20 protein-coding genes are annotated in these 24,022 nt (G+C 37.7%); 8 read left to right on the top strand and 12 right to left on the bottom strand.

What is annotated here, in order from left to right:
• Positions 1-24: 24 nt before the first annotated feature.
• The 3 genes from SUSAZ_05195 to SUSAZ_05185 all read right to left on the bottom strand — a co-directional run bounded on the left by SUSAZ_05195 (position 25) and on the right by SUSAZ_05185 (position 3,736).
• The gene (locus SUSAZ_05195) at positions 25-921 is read right to left on the bottom strand and encodes an acyl-CoA dehydrogenase (protein ID AHC51414.1); all 897 of its coding nucleotides are present in this window, start codon (positions 919-921) and stop codon (positions 25-27) included.
• An 11-nt stretch (positions 922-932) separates the two neighbouring features.
• Positions 933-1,859 carry a ribonucleotide-diphosphate reductase subunit beta gene (locus tag SUSAZ_05190; protein ID AHC51413.1) on the bottom strand — a complete coding sequence of 309 codons (927 nt, stop codon included), beginning with the start codon at positions 1,857-1,859 and terminating at the stop codon, positions 933-935.
• Between the two features lie 224 nt (positions 1,860-2,083).
• A complete protein-coding gene (locus tag SUSAZ_05185; GenBank protein AHC51412.1) occupies positions 2,084-3,736 on the bottom strand; it encodes a fatty-acid-CoA ligase in 1,653 nt (550 codons plus the stop codon).
• A gap of 137 nt (positions 3,737-3,873) precedes the next feature.
• Between SUSAZ_05185 and SUSAZ_05180 the strand changes: the two genes are divergently transcribed.
• Positions 3,874-4,794, top strand: a complete 921-nt coding sequence (locus tag SUSAZ_05180; protein AHC51411.1) for a beta-lactamase — start codon at positions 3,874-3,876, stop codon at positions 4,792-4,794.
• A 45-nt stretch (positions 4,795-4,839) separates the two neighbouring features.
• Positions 4,840-6,831 carry a 3-hydroxyacyl-CoA dehydrogenase gene (locus SUSAZ_05175; GenBank protein AHC51410.1) on the top strand — a complete coding sequence of 664 codons (1,992 nt, stop codon included), beginning with the start codon at positions 4,840-4,842 and terminating at the stop codon, positions 6,829-6,831.
• Positions 6,832-6,922: 91 nt separating this feature from the next.
• On the opposite strand, the gene SUSAZ_05170 is transcribed toward SUSAZ_05175, so the two are convergent.
• Both SUSAZ_05170 and SUSAZ_05165 read right to left on the bottom strand, forming a co-directional pair.
• On the bottom strand, positions 6,923-8,044 hold the full coding sequence (locus tag SUSAZ_05170; GenBank protein AHC51409.1) for an acyl-CoA dehydrogenase: 1,122 nt from the start codon (positions 8,042-8,044) through the stop codon (positions 6,923-6,925).
• A 198-nt stretch (positions 8,045-8,242) separates the two neighbouring features.
• Positions 8,243-8,830 carry a TetR family transcriptional regulator gene (locus tag SUSAZ_05165; GenBank protein ID AHC51408.1) on the bottom strand — a complete coding sequence of 196 codons (588 nt, stop codon included), beginning with the start codon at positions 8,828-8,830 and terminating at the stop codon, positions 8,243-8,245.
• Positions 8,831-9,459: 629 nt separating this feature from the next.
• Here SUSAZ_05165 and SUSAZ_05160 point away from each other — a divergent pair.
• From SUSAZ_05160 to fabG, 3 genes are all read left to right on the top strand, one after another.
• Entirely contained in the window at positions 9,460-10,632 is a 1,173-nt protein-coding gene (locus SUSAZ_05160) for a hypothetical protein (protein ID AHC52489.1), read from the top strand.
• Between the two features lie 49 nt (positions 10,633-10,681).
• A complete protein-coding gene (locus SUSAZ_05155) occupies positions 10,682-11,602 on the top strand; it encodes a carboxylesterase (GenBank protein ID AHC51407.1) in 921 nt (306 codons plus the stop codon).
• Positions 11,603-11,677: 75 nt separating this feature from the next.
• Positions 11,678-12,436, top strand: coding sequence for a 3-ketoacyl-ACP reductase (gene fabG, locus SUSAZ_05150; protein ID AHC51406.1), 759 nt, complete (start codon positions 11,678-11,680; stop codon positions 12,434-12,436).
• 20 nt (positions 12,437-12,456) lie between these two features.
• Here the strand turns inward: fabG and SUSAZ_05145 are convergent, their stop codons facing one another.
• Positions 12,457-13,848: a 4-hydroxybutyryl-CoA dehydratase gene (locus SUSAZ_05145; GenBank protein ID AHC51405.1), complete on the bottom strand. Its 1,392-nt coding sequence runs from the start codon at positions 13,846-13,848 to the stop codon at positions 12,457-12,459.
• Positions 13,849-14,101: 253 nt separating this feature from the next.
• Here SUSAZ_05145 and SUSAZ_05140 point away from each other — a divergent pair, with 253 nt between their 5' ends.
• Positions 14,102-14,827: a dehydrogenase gene (locus SUSAZ_05140; protein ID AHC51404.1), complete on the top strand. Its 726-nt coding sequence runs from the start codon at positions 14,102-14,104 to the stop codon at positions 14,825-14,827.
• Entirely contained in the window at positions 14,824-15,714 is an 891-nt protein-coding gene (locus SUSAZ_05135) for a folate biosynthesis protein (protein AHC51403.1), read from the top strand. The genes SUSAZ_05140 and SUSAZ_05135 overlap by 4 nt, the downstream gene beginning before the upstream one ends.
• 77 nt (positions 15,715-15,791) lie before the next feature.
• Here the strand turns inward: SUSAZ_05135 and SUSAZ_05130 are convergent, their stop codons facing one another.
• Positions 15,792-17,606, bottom strand: a complete 1,815-nt coding sequence (locus tag SUSAZ_05130) for a phosphoenolpyruvate carboxykinase (protein ID AHC51402.1) — start codon at positions 17,604-17,606, stop codon at positions 15,792-15,794.
• Positions 17,607-17,792: 186 nt separating this feature from the next.
• Positions 17,793-19,274: an aldehyde dehydrogenase gene (locus SUSAZ_05125; protein AHC51401.1), complete on the bottom strand. Its 1,482-nt coding sequence runs from the start codon at positions 19,272-19,274 to the stop codon at positions 17,793-17,795.
• 174 nt (positions 19,275-19,448) lie between these two features.
• Here SUSAZ_05125 and SUSAZ_05120 point away from each other — a divergent pair, with 174 nt between their 5' ends.
• Entirely contained in the window at positions 19,449-21,044 is a 1,596-nt protein-coding gene (locus tag SUSAZ_05120; GenBank protein AHC51400.1) for a lactate permease, read from the top strand.
• A gap of 206 nt (positions 21,045-21,250) precedes the next feature.
• Here SUSAZ_05120 and SUSAZ_05115 read toward each other — a convergent pair whose 3' ends face one another.
• The 4 genes from SUSAZ_05115 to SUSAZ_05100 form a co-directional block, all read right to left on the bottom strand.
• Positions 21,251-22,120, bottom strand: a complete 870-nt coding sequence (locus SUSAZ_05115) for a UV damage endonuclease (protein ID AHC51399.1) — start codon at positions 22,118-22,120, stop codon at positions 21,251-21,253.
• Between the two features lie 262 nt (positions 22,121-22,382).
• Complete coding sequence (locus tag SUSAZ_05110) at positions 22,383-22,628, bottom strand: hypothetical protein (protein ID AHC51398.1); 246 nt, start codon at positions 22,626-22,628, stop codon at positions 22,383-22,385.
• A 6-nt stretch (positions 22,629-22,634) separates the two neighbouring features.
• A complete protein-coding gene (locus SUSAZ_05105) occupies positions 22,635-23,459 on the bottom strand; it encodes a sugar isomerase (GenBank protein AHC51397.1) in 825 nt (274 codons plus the stop codon).
• 220 nt (positions 23,460-23,679) lie between these two features.
• Positions 23,680-23,934, bottom strand: a complete 255-nt coding sequence (locus SUSAZ_05100) for a hypothetical protein (GenBank protein AHC51396.1) — start codon at positions 23,932-23,934, stop codon at positions 23,680-23,682.
• Positions 23,935-24,022: the final 88 nt, after the last annotated feature.

Below are 24,022 nucleotides of genomic sequence, written 5' to 3'. Positions count from 1 at the left end.
CTTATAATAATTTAAACCAGGAGATTATAAAGATTGCAGAAACTCTGAAATGTCCACTTTTCCGTTATAAATTTTGCTAAGGGTAAGGCTCCTCTTCAAATGTAAGTGTATGTCCATATCGTCAGTAAAGCCAATCCCACCATGTACTTGAATACCACTTAAAATCACTTTTGGTATCTTTTTATTAGCTAACTCCTTTGCTAACCATACATACTTAATGTTATCAGACGCTTCTAATATTATCGACCTAACTAGCTCTACATCAACAGCGTCATTTACAACTCTGTGTTTAATAGCTTGATAAGAGCCAATAGGCTTACCGAAAGCTATCCTCTCTTTGCTGTACTTTACACCCATGTTTAACACTTCCTGTCCGTGTCCTAACATTTGCGATGCAAAAAGTATAGACATCTCAGCGTTATTAACTTGCACATTTTCACCAGCATTGTGCTTAACTTCACTTATTTTCATCGAATTATCTAGGGAGTTGAAACTTTTCAATTCCGCATCTTTTCTCTTCACTATTGTGTTATCAACGAGGATTAGATCTGCTTGATCTGCAGCTGGAACATAGTTAGAGTCAGATAGTGCTATCTTAACTTCGCCTGAGAAGAGCTTATCAAGTATATCCTTGTTCTTTATTCCTCTAGAGGCAACTATACTACTAGCTATTATACCTGGCAGAAGTCTACTACCAATTAACTCATTTATTATTACGGCATCTCTTAAGGGCGAATTGGAGATATATGGTAGAATCTCCAACTTTATTATGTCCTTCCATAACTGCTCAGTGAGTTCTCTATTTCCCTCTAAAACACTCCTAAACTTCTTTGTGTCCCACTTAGAGTCCAACAGTTCCTTAATACTTCCTAAAATCAGTTTTACGTCATCGCTCATTTCGAATGTGGGATCCAGTAACATGGCATTCACCATTATAAAGTCTCAACTACATCTAAATCTTTTGGTGTAAGCATCTCTAACTTCAATTCCTTAGCTCTCTGGATAGCCTGAATTCTCACATTCAATAGTTTTTTAGCGTACTCAACGGTGACTTCTGGGTTGAGTTTCAGAGGTATCTCCACCCCTTGTGGTACATTAGGCTCTGAAAATATTCCCACAGCGTATGGTCCCAAGTAGTTAATGTGTTCCATTGCAGCCTTGTATACACTCTCTCCTCCTTCTTTTATGAGCCTTGCAATGAGATATGTCCCAAAGGCTATATGCCTTGACTCATCGGTAGCTATATAATTCACCATTTTTGCTAGTCCTGGAAATATATTAAATGTCCTTGTTATGTACTTGAAAATATTGTATCCACCTTCAGCAGCAACCCCCTCTACCACAAGATTATATGTTACTGCTGCTCTAACTTGGTTCTCAGGGGACGGGTCTCTATTCAAATTCCACATTGCCTTTGGGAGCTCCTCATAAAATATCTTTGCGTAGTTTGGTGAAACATCCTTAGTTAGTTCCACCAAGTCTTCCTTAACATCAACTGCGTCCAAGAACCTCCTAAAAGCCTCTACATGTTTCGCTTCCTCAAAAATAAACTGCTCTAAATACATAACCTCCTCTACTCTGCCTTCTTTAACAAATGTGACAATCAAGGGATGTAGATCAAGGGCTACTGCCTCTTCGCCTGCACCGAACTTAGATGTTACATTAACCATAAGAAACTTATCTATATCCCTTAGCTTATCCCAGTCAACTCTGTCCTGGGTAAGATTAATTGTTGATGGATCCCAAAATAGTTTTTTGCCTAGCTGGTACAACTTCATGGGAAATAGAGACCAATCAATCCCTCCTTTCTTTATTGACTTAAAATACGTATGTTTGTATTCTTCGAAATTTAATACCATATCTTTATATAGTAACTCTTATGTTAAAAACTTTGCTTAAAGAATTAAAAATAAACTTATGCTAAAAATAAACTAATAAATTGGATTACAAAACTGCCAAAAAGTAGAAAAACCAACACGACTTAATACTTAATAAAAGAGATATATCTTCAAACATTACAGTAGTGCCTGTTATTGAAAATCATAAATAAATTGAATACAAAGTAAAAAATTCTTTAGATCGACTATTGTTTCATGTAATAGTCCTTATACCTGTTTCTCAATTCCTCCTTCCTGAACTTACCAACACTGGTTTTAGGTATTTCGTCAACAAAGACAATATCATCTGGTAACTGCCACTTTGCAAACCTCTTCAAAAGATGTTCCTTCAACTCTTTCTTTACCTCTTCCTTATCCTTACTTTGATACTCAGGTTTAAGTGAGACCACAGCTAATGGTCTCTCACCCCACTTAGGATGAGGAACACCAACAACACTAGCCTCCCTAACATAAGGATGAGCCATCAAAAAGTTCTCCAAATCAATACTACTAATCCACTCACCACCGCTTTTAACCACGTCTTTTAACCTGTCAACTAGTTTAACATAGCCCAAAGGATCAACAACACCTAAATCTTTACTTTTCCACCATCCATCACTAGTAAAAGACTCTGCACTCCTCGGATCATTATGGTATGACTTAGCGATCCACGGTCCCCTAAACCAGATTTCACCCACACTCTTACCATCCCATGGGAGCTCCTCTCCTGATACAGGATCAACTACTTTTACCTCGACACCAAACAGTATCAATCCTTGTTTCAGCCTCTTGAACTTCTCCTCAACAGGTAATTGCTCGAATTCAGGCTTAGCTACCGCTGCTACAACTACCGGTCCTGTCTCAGTAGCACCATATCCTTGTCCCGTCTCAATACCGTGTTTCGCCAAGGCAGAAACTAAAGCTGATGGAGGCTCCGCTCCCCCAATACCTAGTCTTAAGCCGGCTAAATTTGGTTTAGGATCCATCGTCTCTATTCGTCTTAATAATTCTAGAACTACAGTAGGTACTGCTGCAGTTCTCGTGACTTTATGATTTAAAATGTGCTCAACCATGGAGTCAACAGTTGGTCTACCAGGAAATATCTGCTTACAACCAGTAATTGCACCAGCAAACTGAGTACCCCAACCATGGACATGGAAGAACGGAACTGCTTGTAATATCACATCTGATGGTTTAAGATCTCTAGATATGTTTAACGCATGGAGTACCACTGACCTATGGGAGTAAAATACACCCTTTGGTAGACCTGTAGTCCCAGTAGTAAATGCAGCAAATGCCGTAGACTTTTCATCTACCTCTTCAAATTTTCTGTTGGGTGAGCCGGACTTCACTAATTCTTCATAACCAAACGCATTCCTTACACTTGTCTTGATTTCCTCTAAAGGTCTGTCACTCATGACAATAGTGTAGTCGAAATTATACTCCTTAGATAGAGCCTCGGCCAATGGAAGTAATGAATCGTCAACCAGAAGACCCTTTGCCTTAGTGTGTTTTAAAATGTATAATAGGTCTGCAGGGTGAAGTCTAATGTTTAATTCCAATAACACTGCTCCAAGTGATGGGATAGTGAAGAATGACTCAAAATACCTGTGATCGTTCCAACCCAATATACCTATAATATCACCGGCTTTTGCATTAAGTTCCTTTTCAAGAGAGTTTGTGAAGCTTGATATTCTATGGAAAATTTTTCTATAATTTAAGTTGTGGAGTAGTCCACCTTGAAATCTTCTGTCAGAGATTATTTCTCTTTCTCCGTGGACTTTAGAGGCATATTCGATTATTTTATGTAAGTTCAGTTGCCATTCATCATTTACTGTGGAGGGAATTCCTTTTATCATTATATCTATTATAAGTTGCTAATTTATAAATATTAAATTGAATAAAAATTAACGCGTCTGCCCTAGTGTCCAATATCTGTGCTTTTTTCTGTGGTTTTCTAATATGCTTATATAACTCAAAATCAAATTCTTGAACTATGATAACAACACTAAGCCTGCCAATGCCTGGTCCCCTAAAACACATTAATTCTTACGTTATAAGGGACGGAGATGATACATTGCTTATCGACACGGGTCTTCCCATAGAGGATGATGCGGTAATCTTGAAGGAATTTATTGAAAAGAGTGGTTATCCTGACTATGTACTTATAACCCACTATCATCCAGATCATATAGGGCAGGCTAGGCTATTTAAAAAAAGCAGAATTTTACTTAACCAGGAAGAACTACAATTTATTACTGATGTCATAGAGGGAGTACATGAAAGAGAAATGAAGGATTACCTATTACGGAATGGTTTCCCAGAAAATTTTCTGCAGAGAATTTTCAGTCAAAGGGCTTTCTTTAAAGAACTTCTAACTGACATAGAATTTGAGGGTGTAAAAGACGGAGATAAGATAGTAATAGGAAGTAATGAGGCTGAAGTTATTTGGACTCCAGGACATACAGTAGGTCACTCATGTGTGAAATACGGGGAAAACCTATTTTGTGGAGACCATATCCTACCGAATGTCACACCCAATGTTTCGCTTCACGCTCCATATGACGATCCCTTAGGTAGGTATTTGAATAGTCTTGATAAGATAGAGAAGTTGGAGATAAAAACAATTTACCCTGCCCACGGAGAACCATTTACTAACGTTAAAGAGAGAATAGAAGAGATTAAGAAGCATCACTTCCATAGACTTCAAGAAATAATTGATATCTTGGAAAAGAAGGGTAGAGTTAGTGCCTTTGAGATAGCAATGAATATTTCCTGGTACAGGAAGTGGGATGAGTTATCAAACTTTGATAAGCAGTTGGCAATGGGCGAAACTATGGCTCATATAAAGTACCTCCTATACAGGGATAAAATTAAGGAGATAAATGACGGAACTTCTATAATTTATACACTTTAATCGAAATGGATATCATTTATTAACCCTTTAATTTTATACTACTCTATGAAAGTAGAAGACATTAAGAAAATACTCGTCATCGGAGCAGGAACTATGGGTCATGGGATAGCGGAACTAGCAGCCATAGCAGGTTATCAAGTATATCTAAGTGATGTCTCTCAAGACATATTAAATAATGCAATGGACAAAGTCAAATGGAGTCTTACAAAGTTAAAGGAAAGAGGGGCAATAAAGGAGGACGTAGAGACAGTACTCCAGAGGATAAAGCCTGTAGTTGGATTGGATAAGACAGTCAGTGATGCCGATTTTTCCATTGAAGCAATAACAGAGAAAATAGATGTAAAGAGACAGACATTTGCAAAATTAGACGAGTTATTACCACCTCATGCAATACTGGCAACTAATACCAGTAGTCTACCAGTTTCCAAAATAGCTGAGGCTACAAAGAGACCTGATAAGGTAGTTGGAATGCACTACTTTAATCCCCCTGCACTTATGCCTCTAGTTGAAGTGATGAAGGGCGACAAGACCAGTGATGAGACTGCAAAGGTAACATATGAGTTAGCAAAGAAATTAGGAAAACAGCCTATAATGATAAACAAAGATATTCCTGGATACGTTGTAAACAGGATTTTAGGAGGAATAAATATCGCATCGTGCATAGTAGTTGAGAAGAAGCTAGCTGACATAAAGGAAGTCGATGCTGTTGCAAGATATAAACTAGGTTTCCCAATGGGAGTATTTGAACTCCTAGATTACACTGGTATAGATGTTGCGTACTACATTTCAAAATCAAGGGAAGAACTAGGAGTGAAAGACGATATACCAATCTGCTCACTGATAGTTGAAAAGTTCAAGAACAATGAGTTGGGTGTTAAAAGTGGTAAGGGATTTTATACCTATCCAGGTCCAGGTAAGTACGTTAAGCCTGAATTGCCTAAAGAGCTGGCAGAGAAGTTAAACCCAGCTTTAATTATTGCGCCAGCAGTAAATGAAGCTGCTAGATTAGTGAGAGAGAATATAGCCAGTAAAGAGGATGTAGACTTAGGTACAGTTCTTGGTCTAGGATTCCAGAAAGGTATACTGAAATTAGCTGATGAGGTGGGAATAGATAACGTTGTGAATTCACTGTTAGAGTTAAAGAAATTAACAGAAATAAGTTCATTTAATCCAGATCCACTGTTGACAGAAATGGTCTCTCAAGGCAAAGTCGGAATGAAGTCAGGCTCAGGATTCTTTGAGTACGGGAAGATTCAACAAAAGACACTGAAAACCTTAATACTTAGAGTTGAACCTCCCTTAGCCTGGATAGTCTTAAATAGACCAGAGAGACTTAACGCATTAAGCCAAGAATTAATGAGTGAACTGGACAAGGTTTTGGACGAGTTGGAGTTCAATAATGATGTCCGAGTGGTCATTATCACTGGTAATGGTAGAGCATTTTCTGCAGGTGCTGATGTAACGTCATTTACTACACTGAGACCAATTGATGTTGTGAGATACAGGTATATGAAAAACGTCATCTACAAGATTCAACTTTATACCAAGCCAGTTATCGCTGCTATAAATGGATTTGCCCTAGGCGGAGGACTTGAACTGGCAATGGCGTGCGATATCAGAATAGCATCTAATTTAGCCCAATTAGGTCAGCCTGAGATCAATATCGGAATAATTCCCGGGGCTGGTGGGACACAAAGACTTCCAAGATTAATAGGTAAAGGAAGAGCGAAGTTACTTATTTACACTGGTGATATGATCCCTGCAGAAGAAGCGTATAAAATGGGTCTAGTTGATCAGGTCGTTCAGGCAAACAAATTTGAGGAGGAAGTTAGGAGAGTAGCATTAAAGATTGCAGAGAAGTCTCCGTTATCACTATTAGCTGCCAAATTAGCTGTGGAGTTAGGTTATGAGGCTAATATATGGACTGGACAGGAATTAGAGTCTGCCTTATTTGGACTGTTATTCACAACAGAGGATGTAAAAGAAGGAGTAAGGGCTTTCTTAGAGAGGAGAAAGCCACAGTTTAAAGGAGAATAAATAATCATTTTTTATCTCTCTTCTTAAGTACGCAGAAAATGTAAAGGAATAAAAACATATTTTTTAGTTATCTAGTTCCTTATGTACCTCATTATCCTTTAGGTAATCCTAGCACGACCTCTCCGAGCAGGTTTCTTAATATTTCCGACGTTCCTCCTGCAATAGTAATTGACCTTGAAGCTAATAGTCCGTAAACTATTTCAGGTCTGAAACCAGGTTTACGTTCTACCACCAGAGCCTCTGGACCCATGGTATTGAATGCACTCTCATAGACTTTTTGCATTGACTCAGAAGCTACTAACTTAATCATGGCAGCCTCTGGACCAGCTATATATCCCTTTTTCATTCTCTCCAATATTCTCTTGTAAAAGGCTTTCAGGGCAATTATATCTTCAGCTGTATTGATTAAGGATTCTCCCTTATAGCCAGTGTTCACAAGATCTCTGATTATCCTCTCGACTGCGAATAGAATTGTACCTATATTTAGTCTTTCGTAATTCAGTGTTGACATAGCCACTCTCCATCCTTCTCCTACCCTACCTACAACATTTTCCTTAGGCACCTTTACTTGATTGAAATATACCGTGTTAAACTCTGATCTTCCAGTTATCTGCTTGATAGGGCTAACTTTTATCCCCTCGCTTCTCATATCTACTATGAGCATTGTTAGCCCTTTGTGCCTTTCAGAGGGGTCTCCTGTCCTTCCTAGCAGAAGACAGTAATTAGCCAGATGAGCATAGCTACTCCATATCTTCTGCCCATTTACTTCATAATGATCGCCCTTATCCTCTATCTTAGTTCTGATTGCAGCTAAATCTGATCCCGCGTGGGGCTCAGAAAACCCTTGACACCATATATCTTCCGCTGTAAGGATTCTCCTTATGTGTTTTTTCTTCTGCTCTTCATTTCCGTTGTTCAAAATTGCAGGACCTGTGACCGATACTCCTAAACCTATTGTAGCATAAGGAACTCCTGCTTTAGCAAATTCCTCTCTAACAATAATCTCCTTTATGGGACTGTCTCCCCAACCACCATATTCCTTGGGCCATGAGACACCAAGATAGCCTGCCTCATATATTTTCCTCTGCCAGCTCTTTAAGACCTCAACTGGCGCCATATCTCCCTTTTCCTTTATCTCTTCAGGTACGTTCTTGCGAATCCACTCTCTGACCTTATTCCTATACTCCTCTAACTCTTTATCTTCTTCGCCCATATACTGAATTACTTTAGATCTAATATATAATCTTTTTTGAAAACCAACATCACTAATTAATGAAAAATATGAAACCTAAAAACTTCTCCATTCCCTTTCATGTCAAGTGAACAGTAGTGAGGATATGGAGTAAAAGGAAAAGCTATCAAAAAAAGATAGTTACTATCATGTGTACGAAATATATAAAAACAATGACAATTACCTTGGTGTCAACATATTTTCTATAATTAAGTCCAGATCCCTCTGCTGTTTTAATGTGAGCCCAGAGTTACTCCACAAGACGTACCTTTTACCAAGCATATGGGCTATACCGATTAGAACGTAAGACAGTAACTCAGGGTCTACATTTATTATCTCACCCCTCCTCATTGCCTCTGTAAGACCTGTAGTGTATCTCTCGGCTAGCTTCATGAAGTGCCACTTATATATGTCAGGTCTATGGACTTGTGTCTCAATAAATATCTTATAATACTTCTTGTTCTCGTTCATCCACTCTAAGAATTTCTTCATCCCAACTTTTTCCACATCAATCCTACTATCTAGGTTCTGTGTATATGTTTTCAAATAATATCTCATATTTCTGTTGAACTGCCTTATTATCTCATCTAAGATGTCATGCTTACTCTTAAAGTAAAAATAGAAAAGACCGTAAGCAACTCCAGCCTTGCTTGTAATATCGTTTATACTAGTGCTTAGAAAACCCTTGTCAGCAATTAGCTCAACAGATGCGTCTAATATTTTATTTAACGATTCCTTCCCTTTTTCAGTTTTAGGAGCCCTATACATTACACCACCTTTACTACTTGATTTTTGAGTCGACTATCATTGTAGTTAAAAGGTATACTCGATAATAAACTTCTCCGCTAATTTTATTGATTAGAGTAAAGAAGATTATTTGCAAAAATACATTAAGATATAATGAATAAAACAAATAGTTTAATTTTGATGAAGAGATATAAAAAAGCTCAAGTGAAGATAGCTATGTTGGTAATTTGATGTGAAAGGCTTATGAAGAGGCTTTCTTCTAACCTATCTTCAAAAGGAGAAAGTCTGGAAGAACATAATAGCATCAGTCACTTGGAGCGGAAAGTCTATATTGAATGTAGTGAATTACTCTAGGAAAATTGTTATATGTTTGAAGTCTGTCAGATCAAGATATACCCTAGCATTTAAAGTTCTTATTTGAGAGCCCATATACCGGTTGCATGATGAGGAAAGCCTCCCCTTCAGGGCGGATAGGAAGTCAGACGATACTTGATTTTTGAGTCGACTATCATTGTAGTTAAAAGGTCAGCTCAGTGTTAGCTCTTGTGGTGAGATTATAGTAAAGAAGATTATTTACACAAATACATTTAATAAATGAAGTAGTTTAATTTTAATCAAGAAATATAAACAACCCGAAGAATAATTTAATTATGACATGGAGTTTGAGGCAAGAGTACAAGTGTAAGGATTATCCCAATTTAAAACACTATTATTGGACGAAGGAGTCAAAAACGCCACCCTTAGGGACTATCGGTGTTCATAGACTTGTCAAAGAGGAGTGCAAACCCATAGCATCTCTCCTGATACTTCCGGGAACATGGAGTAACGGTGAGCAGTTATCTGCCAATACGGTGGATGATGATTGGAAGAGGAATGAAGACATTGATGAGCCTTTCTTCTGGGCTAATAGGTGTATTGATGTTTATTTAATGGATTACAGGACTCACTTCCTGACTCCTGAGAAAGACCCCAGTGAGTTCGACTTCATGCTTGATTGGGGATGGGAACAATGGATAAATGACATTAAAGAGGTTGTAGAGTTTATCAAGGAGATATCTTCATTTAAAAGGGTCTTCTTAGCTGGTGAAAGCTTCGGAGGTTTAGCCACAGTAAATTTTGCAACTCTATTCCCTGAGGACTTGGAGAGTCTAATTTTACTTGATGGGGGACCTATTCTAAGACAACCTACTAATTCCCTCGATTTTGATGGTCTCTTAGAGAAAATCAAGAGTACCAAGAGTTGGGCAATTGAAGTTGGAGGTATAAAGGGGGCTCTCTTCCTCTTTAAGTATATCGATAAGAATCCTAATGCACCACCATTAAACCCTACTACAGGCGAACCTCTCGAGCCAAGAATCAATCCAATAACCGGCGAAAAATGGAATAACATATTGGAATGGGCAACTTTTACCCTTTATTCTGGTTGGGGTCCGGGATTACTAACAAACGTATATGCAGGATATAATGATCCGAGAGTGTTAGTGCACACAATGTCCACCTTTGACAGATATTGGCCAATAAGGATATACCTCGAAACTCAGACTATGTTAGACTGGAAAGAATGTCCATACCTAAAATATGATTTTGACAACATGTACGGCAAAATATCCTTACCTATCTTAGATATAATAAGTGGGTTTGGATTATCGGCTGGTAGGTTGAGCAATAATCCCTTCCCTGGAAATCGTCCTTACAGTATGATACTTTTAGAGAAATATGGTCATCTGGACGTCTACAATGGTTCCCACTGTAAGGTAGATGTATCAATTCCTGTGGTATCAGCAATATACTCTAGGGTTTATAAAACACAAATTAGTAGGTAAGTTAATTATTTGGATTAATTTTTTATGCTATCAACTAAAATTAGACGTTATGCCATTGGACCCAGAAGTGAGGAATTTTCTTCAAGTTTATTATAAGGCTAATATAATAGATTTCACCAAATATCAGTTCCAGGAAATAAGATATAAAGTAAATGAGTTGTTGGCAAAGGCTGTGCCAAAGGATCCGGTGGGAGAAACTAGAGACATGAAAATAAAGTTAGAGGATTATGAGTTACCAATTAGAATATATTCTCCCCTAAAAAGAACCAACAGCGGACTGGTAATGCACTTTCATGGAGGGGCATGGATATTAGGGAGTATAGAGACTGAAGATGCTATCTCAAGAATTCTTTCAAACTCATGTGAGTGTACAGTAATATCAGTAGACTATAGACTTGCACCTGAATATAAATTTCCGACTGCAGTCTATGACTGTTTCAACGCTATAATATGGGCAAGAGATAATGCGGGAGAGCTTGGTATTGATAAGGATAAGATTGCAACATTTGGAATAAGTGCTGGAGGTAATCTGGTGGCTGCTACTTCATTGTTGGCTAGAGACAATAAGTTAAAATTGACAGCACAGATACCTGTGGTTCCTTTCGTATACCTTGATCTCGCGTCAAAATCTATGAACAGGTATAGGAAAGGGTACTTTCTTGACATCAATTTACCGGTAGATTATGGCGTTAAAATGTACATAAGAGATGAGAAGGACCTATACAATCCATTATTTTCACCATTAATTGCAGAGGACCTATCTAACTTACCCCAGGCTATAGTTGTTACTGCAGAATATGATCCTTTAAGGGATCAGGGAGAAGCCTATGCCTATAGACTAATGGAATCTGGTGTCCCAACATTAAGTTTTAGAGTAAATGGCAATGTTCATGCATTTTTGGGTTCACCAAGAACATCACGTCAAGTAACAGTGATGATTGGAGCATTACTTAAAGACATGTTTAAGTGAGAGAAAAACTACGGTACATTTTTAAGTATCTTTTTGATTAATAAAATTTATTTATGAAGACTCATAATGTAATTTATGTACTCGCTTAAAGACAAAGTAGTAGTTGTGACGGGTTCTGGTAGAGGTATAGGTAGAGCCATAGCATTAAGGTTAGCCCAGGAGGGTAGTAAAATAGTGATAAATGCCAAGAAGAGAGCAGAAGAAGTTAATGAGACCGTAGAAATGGTAAAGAAAACTGGTGGAGATGCCATAGGAGTTTTAGCTGATGTAGGGACTAAGGAGGGTTGCGAGACACTTCTAAAAAACACTCTAGACAGGTTTGGTGTTGTAGATATATTAGTAAACAATGCTGGACTAGGACTATTCTCCCTGTTCATGAACGCAGATGATAAGCTAATTGAAAAACATTTTTCCGTAGACTTCAAGTCTGTAGTTTATTGTTCTCAAGCATTTGCAAGGGAGATGAGAGAAGGAGGAGAAATAGTAAATATAGCCTCAATAGCAGGAGTTTTACCAGCTTATGGTCTCTCAATGTATGGAGCAATGAAAGGAGCTGTAATAAGTCTCACCAAATATATGGCGCTTGAATTGGCTCCTAAAATAAGGGTTAATGCGATAGCTCCAGGATGGGTTAAGACAAAGTTAGGAGAGAGTATGTACAAATTACTGAACATGAGTGAAAAGGAATTTGTAGAGAAAACAACCCTGATGGGAAAAATGCTGGAGCCAGAGGACATTGCGGAGTTTGTCACAGCTATACTTAAAATAGAGGGATTAACAGGTCAGGTATTCGTTGTAGATGCAGGGGAAAGCATAAAAAGAGGAATTGCTTAAATGTGCAATTCACTTAAAAATCAACTAAGAATTTTTTTGATTAAGCCCTCTGCTTCCCTATAGTCATAACTTCTGAACAGCTCTATCTTACTAGCCTCTATTGATCCCTCTGCATGAACCATTGCAGTTAATAGATAACCCGCTACAGGACTAGCTGCAAGCTCTTTAACCAACTTCAATATCTTCACTCTTTCTTCTCCGTCTACAGCTCCTCTCAGGTACTTGGTAATTGTCTTACCCTCTTCACTATCAAAGTCCTCCTGTGATGGGAGTGTAGCGATAATACCTCCAGCAACATCAACTAAGTCCTTAATCACGTCATGGAAGTGCATATTGGAGTATAGTTTCCCTACGTTTACATACAGCGGGTTTGGAACTGCAACACCCTCTAACATTACAGGGCTAATAGCAGAAGTTATAGCGGTACTCCTGAGTATTTCCTTATAGAGTATCAGGTCAACTACATCGTCTCTCACATGTTTTTCGTTCTCTATTCCATTGGCTTTAGCCATCACTCTAGCTGAGCCTAGGAATAAGTTGATTAGTGCTGACCTATAGGACAGTGCAGTAAACCTATGATAAGTTGCAAACAACATGGCAATATTTCCCGCGTAATCATATTCCTTAAAGAGGAAGACTCTATCCCAAGGGACAAACACGTTATCGAAAACTGTTATGGTCTCAAGTTCGTAGTCCTTTTTACTTAAGACTGCTGAAGTGTTTCCCTCAATTTCGTCAATTGGTCTCACATAAAGTTTCAACCCAGGCGCATTAGCAGGGACTGCGAAAGCTACGGCGTAGTCCTTATCACTATCTTTCATAGCCCTAGTTGGTATTACAATTATCTCATCTGACACAGCAGATTGAGTTGTATGTGCCTTAGCACCCCTTACTACAATACCATCGCTCTTAACATCCACTATTCTCACGTACATATCTGGATCTGTTTGTTCTGAAGGTCTTTTACTCCTATCCCCTTTAACATCAGTCTGTGCTGTAGCTATTGTCAAATCATTTTTAGTAACATATTCATGGTATTTCTGTATTCTTTTAGTGTAGTCTGTACCGTATTTTCTGTCCAATTGTTTTGCAGTGATAGTGAGTGCAAATATTGCGTCACTCCCTATTGCTTGAGATATGTTGAATATTCCGTTACAGTATATTGTGGTATCGTAAATTAGTTTATGTCTCTCCAACAAGTCTTGAGTTGATGTAGGCTTTTTGAAGAATTTACTTACCTTACCTAATGAGGGGTCCTCATACATCCTATCAGCATATTCGAAAAGTTTTGAAGCATGAAGTGCAGATATACTCAATATAGGGTGAGTAGTTATATCTTCTACAGGTTTTCCCCTATAGAAAACTTTCCTCTTATCTCGTAGAGAATTTAGAAAATCTCCTTTTGTTCTCATTAAGTATATTTAATAGTTGACTTTATTTAATGTTTTGGTTTACATCTAATTAGTATGTTAATATAATTTTCTAATATTTTTGTACACTATTTTTTCTTTAAAGGTGTATTACTAAATATAATTCGTCTTATATCACAAATTTTTTCGCATTATTCACCAGTATATAAATAATATTTTTAGATGTTTCTAGAAGATTATCAAAAAACTATTTTATCTAACTTTAATATATAAACTATAATGACATATATTTAATGTGTATCTTAAGGGAAAAACGGCATTAATTACAGGTAGTGCAAAAAGGATTGGAAGAGGCATTGCCTTGGGTTTAGCCAAAGAAGGAGTTAACATTGTTTTACATTATAATACATGTGAGGAAAGTGCACTCAAGTTAAAGGAAGAGATAGAGGGGATTGGGGTAAAGTGTTGGTTAGTAAAGGGAGAGTTGTCTAAGGATTACGGAAAAATTCTAGATAGTGCATTAAAATTCACTGAGGGGAAACTAGATTTCCTCATAAACAACGCCTCAATATTTCCAGCCTCTGAGGTTACAATGGAAACTCTTAACAGTGTGGTAACAGTGAACTCGTGGGTGCCCCTACTATTATCCCTTGACTTCTCTAAGAAGCTGAATAAGGGCAAAATTGTCAATATATTAGACTCAATCATTTCAGGCTATAATTTCGAAAGGTATCCCTACTTCCTGAGCAAGAAATTACTGGAGACCATAACAGTTTCTCTAGCTGTAAAACTATCTCCTTCCTTTCAGGTTAACGGAGTTGCCCCTGGGCTGATACTACCACCTGAAGGGAAAGATTACTCCTATCTAGAGAGTCTAAAGAGTCTTGTTCCAATGAAGAGCTATGGTAACGTGGAGGAAGTTGTAAGCGCTGTAATCTTCCTTATAAAGAGTGATTTCATCACAGGACAGGTAATCTATGTTGATGGGGGAGAACACTTAACTCCACGGGTGGTCTTATGACATACAAGATTTCCATAGAGGACTTGAGATTATATACAATTATTGGCATAAACCCGCAGGAGAAAGAAATGAGGCAGGAGGTATCTATAGACGTCCATTATTGGGCTGACTTAAGAGAAGGAGCCAAAAGTGATCTGCTACCAGAAACTGTTGACTATAAAGTCTTAAAGAAGGAGATCATCTCCTATGTAGAGAACTCCTCTTTTAACTTACTTGAGAGCCTTGCGTACAGGCTGAGTAAGGTCGTTCTTCAAGATAATAGAATAAAGAAAGTTGTGGTAAAGGTCGGAAAACCGGGTGCGTTGAGCAGAGCGAAAAATGTTTCAGTCGAAGTGAGAGCAAAAAGAAAAGATAACTTAGCTAAAGTATATATATCAATTGGGTCTAACATTAACCCTGAAGATAACGTTAGAAGAGCGATAGAGTTACTAGACAAAATGATTAAAATTAGGAAAATTTCCACAGTATATCTTACTAAATCCATTCCCCCGGATCAACCTGACTACTTTAACTGTGTCGTTGAGAGCAGAATTAATATGTCGCCGAAAGATTTGAAATATAACATATTGAGGAAAATTGAGAGTGAACTAGGGAGAGAAAGGACAAAGAATAAATTCTTACCTAGGACTATTGATCTCGATTTAATACTCTATGGAAACAGAGTGATCAACGAGGAAGGGGTAACTGTTCCAGATCCTGAGATAGAGGGGAGAGAATTTTTAGCAATTCCGTTAATAGAGTTGAATGAGGACCTGGTGATTCCTGGCATAAACAAGTCAATAAAGGAGATAGTTAAGAAATTTGAGGGTGTGGATATGAAGCCATTAACTGATTTTACGTCAGAATTACGAAGCCTAATAAGTGGAAGTAGGAAAAAAGACCCATGAACGATGGATTTGTCTAGAATAGTGTAGATCGCGTACGTTGACGTAGTGTGGTGTTAAATGGGGAAAAAAGAGAAGTTTTAGCTCTTCACTAACTGGAATGGAGATACCTTGTCGCCATATCTATTTATGTAGTCTAGTAGCCTGTCCTTTTGTGCTTTCAATTCATTAATAACCTCTATCGGTGTGTCTGCTATCTCTGAGTATATCTTAATTATCCTCTCGGTCTTTTCCAGATATTTACTTAATTTCAGGGTAAACTGAAGTTCGTATGCCTCTTTTGTGTACTGCTTGCCCAGAGTGGAGTCAAACAGTTTGCTTAGATCTTCGTAGTATGGAATAAATCCTACAGGTGTGTAAATAGCGTCAGTCTCACTCTCTACTCTTTTAACAGCCCATTTAACCCATACCCGTTTATCTTCCTTGGAATTGAGGAATTTGTTGTTTTCGTCCCTAAGAAAATAATTGAAGCTAAATATCTTGGGGACGTTTCTGAGATTTCTGCCAAATGTTAGATAGTTATTTAAGTATTTTCCTAAGGACAGAGGCATGAAGTCAAGTATTGCCATAGGGTTGAATTCTAAAACATCAGCTTTGCCGATAACTGCTGAAGTTCTAGAGGACTCCATTGAAGCGCCTATAGTTATGACTCCGTGTTCCCAGGAGAAAGCCTCTGTCACAGGGACTAAAGTGGAGTAGTCTCTAACTCCAAAAATTATTCCCTCAATTACAACACCTTGTGGACTATCATAGTCTTTGTCCAAATTACTGAATGATGTTAAAGGAGATGTGAACCTGGCATTAGGATGAGAAGCTGGTTTTCCACTTTCCTTAGTCCACACTCCCTCATGGTTGTATCCCTTTTCGGGTTTTTCAACCTCACTTCCTTCCCAATATACTCCTCCGTCGTCTGTCATCAACACGTTAGAAAAAATAACTTCACCGGGTTTATGTAATACATCCCATATTACAGGGTCATCTCTCTCGTTTATTCCTTGAATAATTCCAAAAATACCGATCTCAGGATTTACTGCTCTGCACACACCGTCAATTTCCTTTATAAATGCTAAATCATCGCTGATCAGACTTCCTAACATTGAAGTTGATGTTTTACCAGATCCTGACGGAAAAGATGCTGTGAAGTAATGGGTACCACGGTTTCCCTGAAATCCCACAATAGCCATATGTTCGGAAAGCCAACCTTCATTTACAGCTTTCGTAACTGTTAACCTTAAGGCTAGTTTTTTCAGGCCTACACTATTACCAGCATATGTGGTGTTAACACTATAAACGGTATTTTCCTTAACATCTATCATAATTCTCCTTTTCTTGATATCTAATTGTCCCTTTGAATGAATGAATTTCAAAAACGGTTTATCTCCATAAAAATCCTCAAATGCATTCCTGTATAATATATTCTCGCTGTGAATTACATATGGAGAATCTGTAATTTGCACTGCTAATATTGAAAATTTTGAGTTCCTTGGACCCAATGAATAAAAACCTATGTACATCTCTCTACCCTTCATAGAACCCTTCAATAGAGATAACATCTCCCTTAAGCCCTCATCTCTGGGCTTTGTGTTCACAAATGGGATTTTCTCATCAAATAGAATGAAAGTGTCCTCTCTAGCCCTTGCTTGATCTAAAGGGTGGTCAAAATGTATTGTATGCCCTTCCATTTTGAGCCTGATTTCTTCCTTAGTCTCCAAAGCCCTTTTTTTAACGTATTCTCTGTCCTTCTCTTCACCAAATGATATGTAAACGCTGTCTGGGGTAGTAAGCTCTATGGTCTGGCTCAAGAAATGGACTAGGGAAGGGTTGTTTATACTTTTTAATTTTTGAAATGTTTTGTCAGAAACAATGCCGTTTAAAGGGCTTAAATCAACCTTCATGATATATAATTGGTTAAAGAAAGTAAAAACGTTTTAGTCAACTATTTAACTGATTTATGAGGTTACTAATAGATAATTGTAGTATGAAGATTAGGATTATTTTTCTATTTTGTGGAAAACCGCTATAGACGCAAATTAAATGAAACTAATAAAGCTCATCTATAGCGTTTTAAGGTCTATCTAAATTTAATCCTTGGCCACTTGTTTAAAGTGAGGGTAAGATCCACTTAAATTCGTATACAACATTTTAGTTTCAAGAAAATCCTCAATACCTTGTATTCCCAATTCCCTGCCAATCCCACTTTGCTTATACCCACCCCACAGACCCTCTGAGGGCTGTGTGTACACGTCATTTATCCACACTGTACCTACCCTTAATTCCCTGGAAACTCTAATTGCCTTCCTGTAGTCATTGGTCCATATAGATGCTGTTAACCCATATATAACGTCGTTAGCCAAGGATATTGCCTCCCTCTCGTCCTTGAAATAAATTATTACAAGAACAGGTCCAAATATTTCCTCCTGGGCTATCTTGGACTTATTATCCACGTTAGAGAACACTGTTGGCTCAATAAAGTAACCTCTTTGAAATTCGCCGTCAGTAACTTTCCTACCTCCAACAAGTAACTTATATCCTTCCTTTATCCCAGTTTCGATATAGTCAATTACCTTATCCTCTTGGGGTTTCGACACTACCGGACCAATATCTGTGTCCTCCTGAAGTGGAATACCTAACTTAAGTTTTTTAATTTCATTACTTATCTCCATCTCGACCTTTTCTGCAATACTCTCCTCCACCAATAGTCTAGAGGTTGCACCACATGCCTGACCTGCATTCCTTAGAGCCCCAAAGATTGCTCCTTTTACAGCGTTTTTCAAATCACTATAACTAAATAGTATAATAGGGTCTTTGCCTCCTAGCTCTAATGAAACCCTTTTTAAGTCCTTAGAAGCCTCACTCATTATCCACTTACCGGTGTTGGTCTCACCTGTAAAAGATATCTTATCTATCTTTTTGCTCCTTACTATTTGTGCACCTACCTTTTCCCCTGGACCAAATATAACATTTAGAGCACCTTTAGGGACTCCTGAAGACAATATGATTTTTGCTAACTGGTATGCTATACCTGTTGCGTAAGTTGCTGGTTTCCAGACTATTGTGCAACCTACTGTAATGGCTGGGGCTAGCTTTCTTGCACTCTGTGTTAATGGAAAATTCCAAGGTGTTATTAACCCCACAACACCTACTGGTTCCTTTATGATTTGTACCATATCCTTGCTGGGAAGGAATTTTGAAGTATCGTATATCTTACTTCCAAAACCTGCATAGTACTCGAATACGTCAGCTGCAGCACTAACCTGTACTCTAGCTTGTCTTATAGGCATCCCTATCTCTTCTACAAGCAATTTGGATAAGGCCTGGATCTCTCCCCTTATTTTTTCAGCTATTCTGAATAATGTCTTATCCCTTGCCTTGTAGTTTGAAACCCATCCGTTTTTATCCTTATCAAAGAATTCCCTGGCAACGTCGATTGCCTCCTCGACATCAGACTCTTTAGCTACATTAATTTTTGTTACACTCGTGTCAACGTTGTAAGGGCATTCCCTGTAAATATATTCATCAGACCTTCTTTCTTCTCCATTAATTATTGACCTGACTTCTATCATTAATTGAATTACTTTAATGATATATTTAAACATTATTTTCATTTAGTACATAAACTAAAAATTTTCAAATTTTCCGATATGTAAGTGTGCAGTTTGTAAAAGTTATTCTGGTTAAAACTGACTTACCTTTAAATATAAATTTAAATAATATATATTTTATATATTTAAATAGCCATGTATACACAACCGTTAAATCCAACAGGTAATGTAGCTCTAACGGTTTTTGCGTCTTTAACACCAATAGTAGTCCTACTGGTTTTACTAGCTGGTTTAAGGTTAACGGCATGGATTGCAACATTAATAGGCTCTATAGTAACCATTCTCGTTGGTATTCTCGTTTGGGGTGCTCCTGCAGACCAGGTTGTTAAAGCTTGGCTAATCGGTGCCCTAGTTGGTTCATGGAACATATCATGGATTGTGTTTTGGGGGTTAACAATATATAACACTCTTGTCCTCACAGGCAAGTTTGATGTTTTTAAGGATTGGTTAGTGAGAAATGCTACAAGAGACGCGAGAATTCAGGCTGTTATTTTGGCATGGTCATTTGGAGCATTACTGGAGGGTTTAGTAGGTTTCGGATACCCCTGGGCTTTTGTAGCTCCATTACTTATAGCGTTGGGATTTGAAGATCTAAAAGCCTTACAAGTCTCTGCACTAGCAAATAATGCACCTGTATCTTATGGAGCCCTAGGTACTCCAATAATTATTTTGGCTTCCACTACAGGACTTCCGTTATTATTTGTATCTTCATCTGTTGCTAAAATTGTAGCATTTTTAGGATTGTTACCTCCATGGATACTACTGTACTTAGTGGATAAATGGAGAGGGATTAGGGACGCATGGCCTATAGCAATACTAGCTTCTTTATCTTATATACTAGGTCAATACCCAATAGCCAGTTTTATTGGACCTTATTTACCAGATATAACGGGCTCCTTAGTATCTTTTGCAGTGTTACTGTTATTCGTAAGGGTATGGAAACCAAAGAGGCTAGTTGTCCTATCACAGACTAATGGTGGAGAATCAGATAAGGGTAAAAAGTATCAAACGAGGGATATTATTCTAGCTTGGTCAGCCTTCATAGCGTTAATAATAGTAGTCACTCTCTGGACTGGACCCTGGTCTCCATTAACTAAAGTTTCCTCTTTCACTTTAGCCCAGCCTGCCTTCTCTTCACTGTTACACAAGACTGTGAGCGTAAGTTTTGCGTTTAATCCGTTCGTTGCAGGCACTTCAATTCTAGCATCATGGCTTATAATATGTGGAATATTACGAACCCCAGGTAAAATAATGGCTCAAGCCCTCAAGAAATCATTGTTACAGTATTGGGGTGGGATATTAACAGGAGTGTTTGTTGTAGGTTTAGCATATGTGTTCAACTTCAGCGGTATGGCGTACTCGTTAGCCTGGAGGGCAGGAGATTTAGGCTTTCTGTTTGTAATAGTATCACCACTATTCGGTTGGATAGGCTGTGCACTATCAGGTAGCAATACCTCCTCGAATGCATTATTTGGCGCATTTCAAGCAGCTACAGCAAATATAGCAGGAGTACCAGTAGGAATAACAATATCTTTAAACTCTGTTGGCGCCGAATTAGGTAAACCTGTTGCACCACAGACTGCAAGTGCAGGTGTGTCTACCACAAAGTATGTGAGAAATGAGGGAACGGTAATAAGGGCTAACCTACCGTGGGCGTTTGGCATACTGTTCTATCTGATATTAGTAGGAGTCTTGTTTGCTATCTTTGCGCCAGCCCTATTTAAGCCATAGTTTCTCTCTCAAATTAAACTAGCTCTTTTTTTCCCACATTATAGAAAACCTCTAGTACCACTTTGATACGATAAGAACTTACCCTATCATCATAGTCTAATTTATCCATCAGATATTTGAAGAGAGCAGTAGTAAACACGATAGAGAGATTATGAAGTGTCGATCTAGTTTTTATTTAATAAACTGGATTTATGTTAATCAATGCTCTAGCCTAATTTGTTTAACTCCTTTAACACTTTTACAGCCTTTAGTGCACTAATCTCCTTATCCTTTACCTCAAGCATTATATCAACTTCATCCACCTCGTTCACGAATCTTCTGAAATTCTCCTCATTGATTGTGGAGGCATGGACTCCAGGTTTTTCTCCTGGCTCCTGTTCACTATAATCTATCATAGGTCTATCCTTCCAAGTCCTCCTCACTAGACTTAGTGCGTCATTCAGACTTTCTCCGTTGTTAAGAATAGAGTGATGAAGATTGTCAAAAATGACAGGAATACCTATCCTTTCACTTATCCATAGACAATCCTTTAAGCTAAACACCTTGTCGTCATTTTCAATTACTAGTCTTTTACTTATGTTTGAAGGTAACTTATGAAAATTCTCTATGAATCTGTTAAGACTTTCCTCTTTACCATTCATAGAACTTCCTACATGTATTTGAATTTTGCCTCCAATACCCATGGAGTCTAACAAGTCAGCATGATACTTTAATTCCATAATACTTGACCTCACCACTTCTTCCCTGACAGAATTTAAAACCACATATTGACCTGGATGCATGGAGATTCTTATTGAGTTTTCCTTTATGAAGTCCCCCATATCTCCCAGGATGTGAGAAAGCTTATCCTTCCAATTCACATGGAATTTGGGGTGTGAAGCCAATGGTATAGTATTGGAGCTTATCCTGAAGAAAAGTATTTCATGTTTCAGATTCCATTCCAATATATTTTTAAGGCAAAGTAAATTTGAGGAAGAGACTTTAAGCACTCTCTCTTCAGACAAAGAAGCGAGTTTTATTGTTTTATCAGCTTTACAACCTAAAGAGTAATTTGTGGATACGTAACCTATTCTCAACAGTGAATAACACGAAGTGTGACATAAATTATGTCGTCAATCTCCTTATGACTAACCTTTAAAAATGCTAAACTAAAATTATGTTAATTACATAAATTTGTACTACAAGAACCTCTAATAACACGTGAAATATGCGAACGTAAACCTGGTTCTTAAACTTTTAATCTTAAGTTATTTCCACGAATCTTTTTAGGAGTGACTTCTTTCTCATGCGTTGTAAACGTAACGTCAAAGATCGAAAATAATGATTGAAAGAAGAGCGTTATGAAAGATATATTATGTAGGTGACTTTTTCATTGTTTATCTTTTTATCGACTATCTTTACTCCCTTATCTGCCATCTGGCTCACCCAATTATCAACTTGACCCTCTTGTCTTCCCTTCCAAGCTATCACTTTTACTTCCTTATTTCCACCTACTTCGAGCCAAAACCTGAGTAAGCTCATATATGTTGAGCCAGACTCACAGGTACCTTTCTCCACATCAGTAGTTAAATCAAGGCTCTCCATATCCTATCAATATATCATTTTCGAGCTGATATCTAATATATTTTTAGTTTCTAAGAAATATACCCTGTCCCAATTTTCTCGCTTCATCTTCTGTACTATTGATCTTAATAGAACTTTAGTGTTACAAAAGGCATCAGAACAAGGAGTTTTCACTATTTTAGTGTAATTCACTAGGTTTACTAAAATATCCTCTCTGCTATCATTACTACCCAACAGAACTATTTCTCTTCCTCTGGTTGAAAAAATAGGTGAGTGAAGGAACTGCTCCAGTCTCTCGGCATTAGCTGAATAGCCAAAAATCTCTGAAAACTTTAACATTCCATAATACGCTATACCATAATTTTCCCTATAACCTACAAAGAACGGATTATCTGAGAGGTCTATAGTCTCATTTATCTCGTTCCTGACAACTTCTTCTCCTGCTAATGAGTATACCGCACTTAGACTCATGAGAAAAGAAAGAGTTCCTGGCAGCACCTGTTTCGAATAATATGGAATAGTAATAACATAGTCTGCTAGTTTAGCTAGAATAGACTTTTCATTAGCCGTGATTACATATATCTTAGTCTTTCCCTTAAACTTCTCTGCTAATCTAATATTACTTTTAGGTTTTCCTGAGACGGATATAATCACTAAAGGGTATTCCAAGCTGTCATATGCTAAAGCCTCATAAGGATCTATTGCCCTGAATCTTCCCTTTGTCTTACCCTCAACTGTTAGAGCAACTGCATAAGAATCCCCTGCACCAGTAACATAAGCTCTGTCGAGCTTTAGGTCACTGTAAACTAGATATTCACTGGATAATTCCCTCTCAATGAACTCTATGTACATACTAATAACTCTCTAATGGCTGAAAATTAAGAATTATGTATGCTGAGGAAGGATATCAGAAAACTAACTAAAGATCAACCAGCCATCTCATGCCAATAAAGGAGCTAAACTGAGCCTGAAACAAAATACAATGACTAGACCTACTCATGAAATTAAATTGGCATTAATAACATTTTTGAATCTGACTTCCTCCCCGCCATAAGTGGCTAAGCTTTCCTCATTACGTAAACTTACAAGTTTTACATTCAGGATATATTGCGTGTAAAATCTTTATTAGACAATTTTCCTTATCGTTTATTTCCACACATTCAAATAGCTTATACCCATTTTCAACAGCCACTTTTATTTTATGATGATCTATCCTATCTACCACTAGGATTTGGAACTTTTCTTGACCATAAACCCGTGATATAACTCCTGAGTCCTCAATTATATACGTGGAATTGTCATGAGAAAATCTCACAATGGATTGCAAACCTTTTTCCTCCTCCTCAAGAGTTTACTTAAATTCTGATTAGTGAAACCATCATAAATAGATTTTTATCCAATGTATTCAAAGGATT

The organism is Sulfolobus acidocaldarius SUSAZ (assembly GCA_000508305.1).
Classification (GTDB): domain Archaea; phylum Thermoproteota; class Thermoprotei_A; order Sulfolobales; family Sulfolobaceae; genus Sulfolobus; species Sulfolobus acidocaldarius_A.
This window is presented reverse-complemented; position numbering and strand designations above follow the sequence as displayed.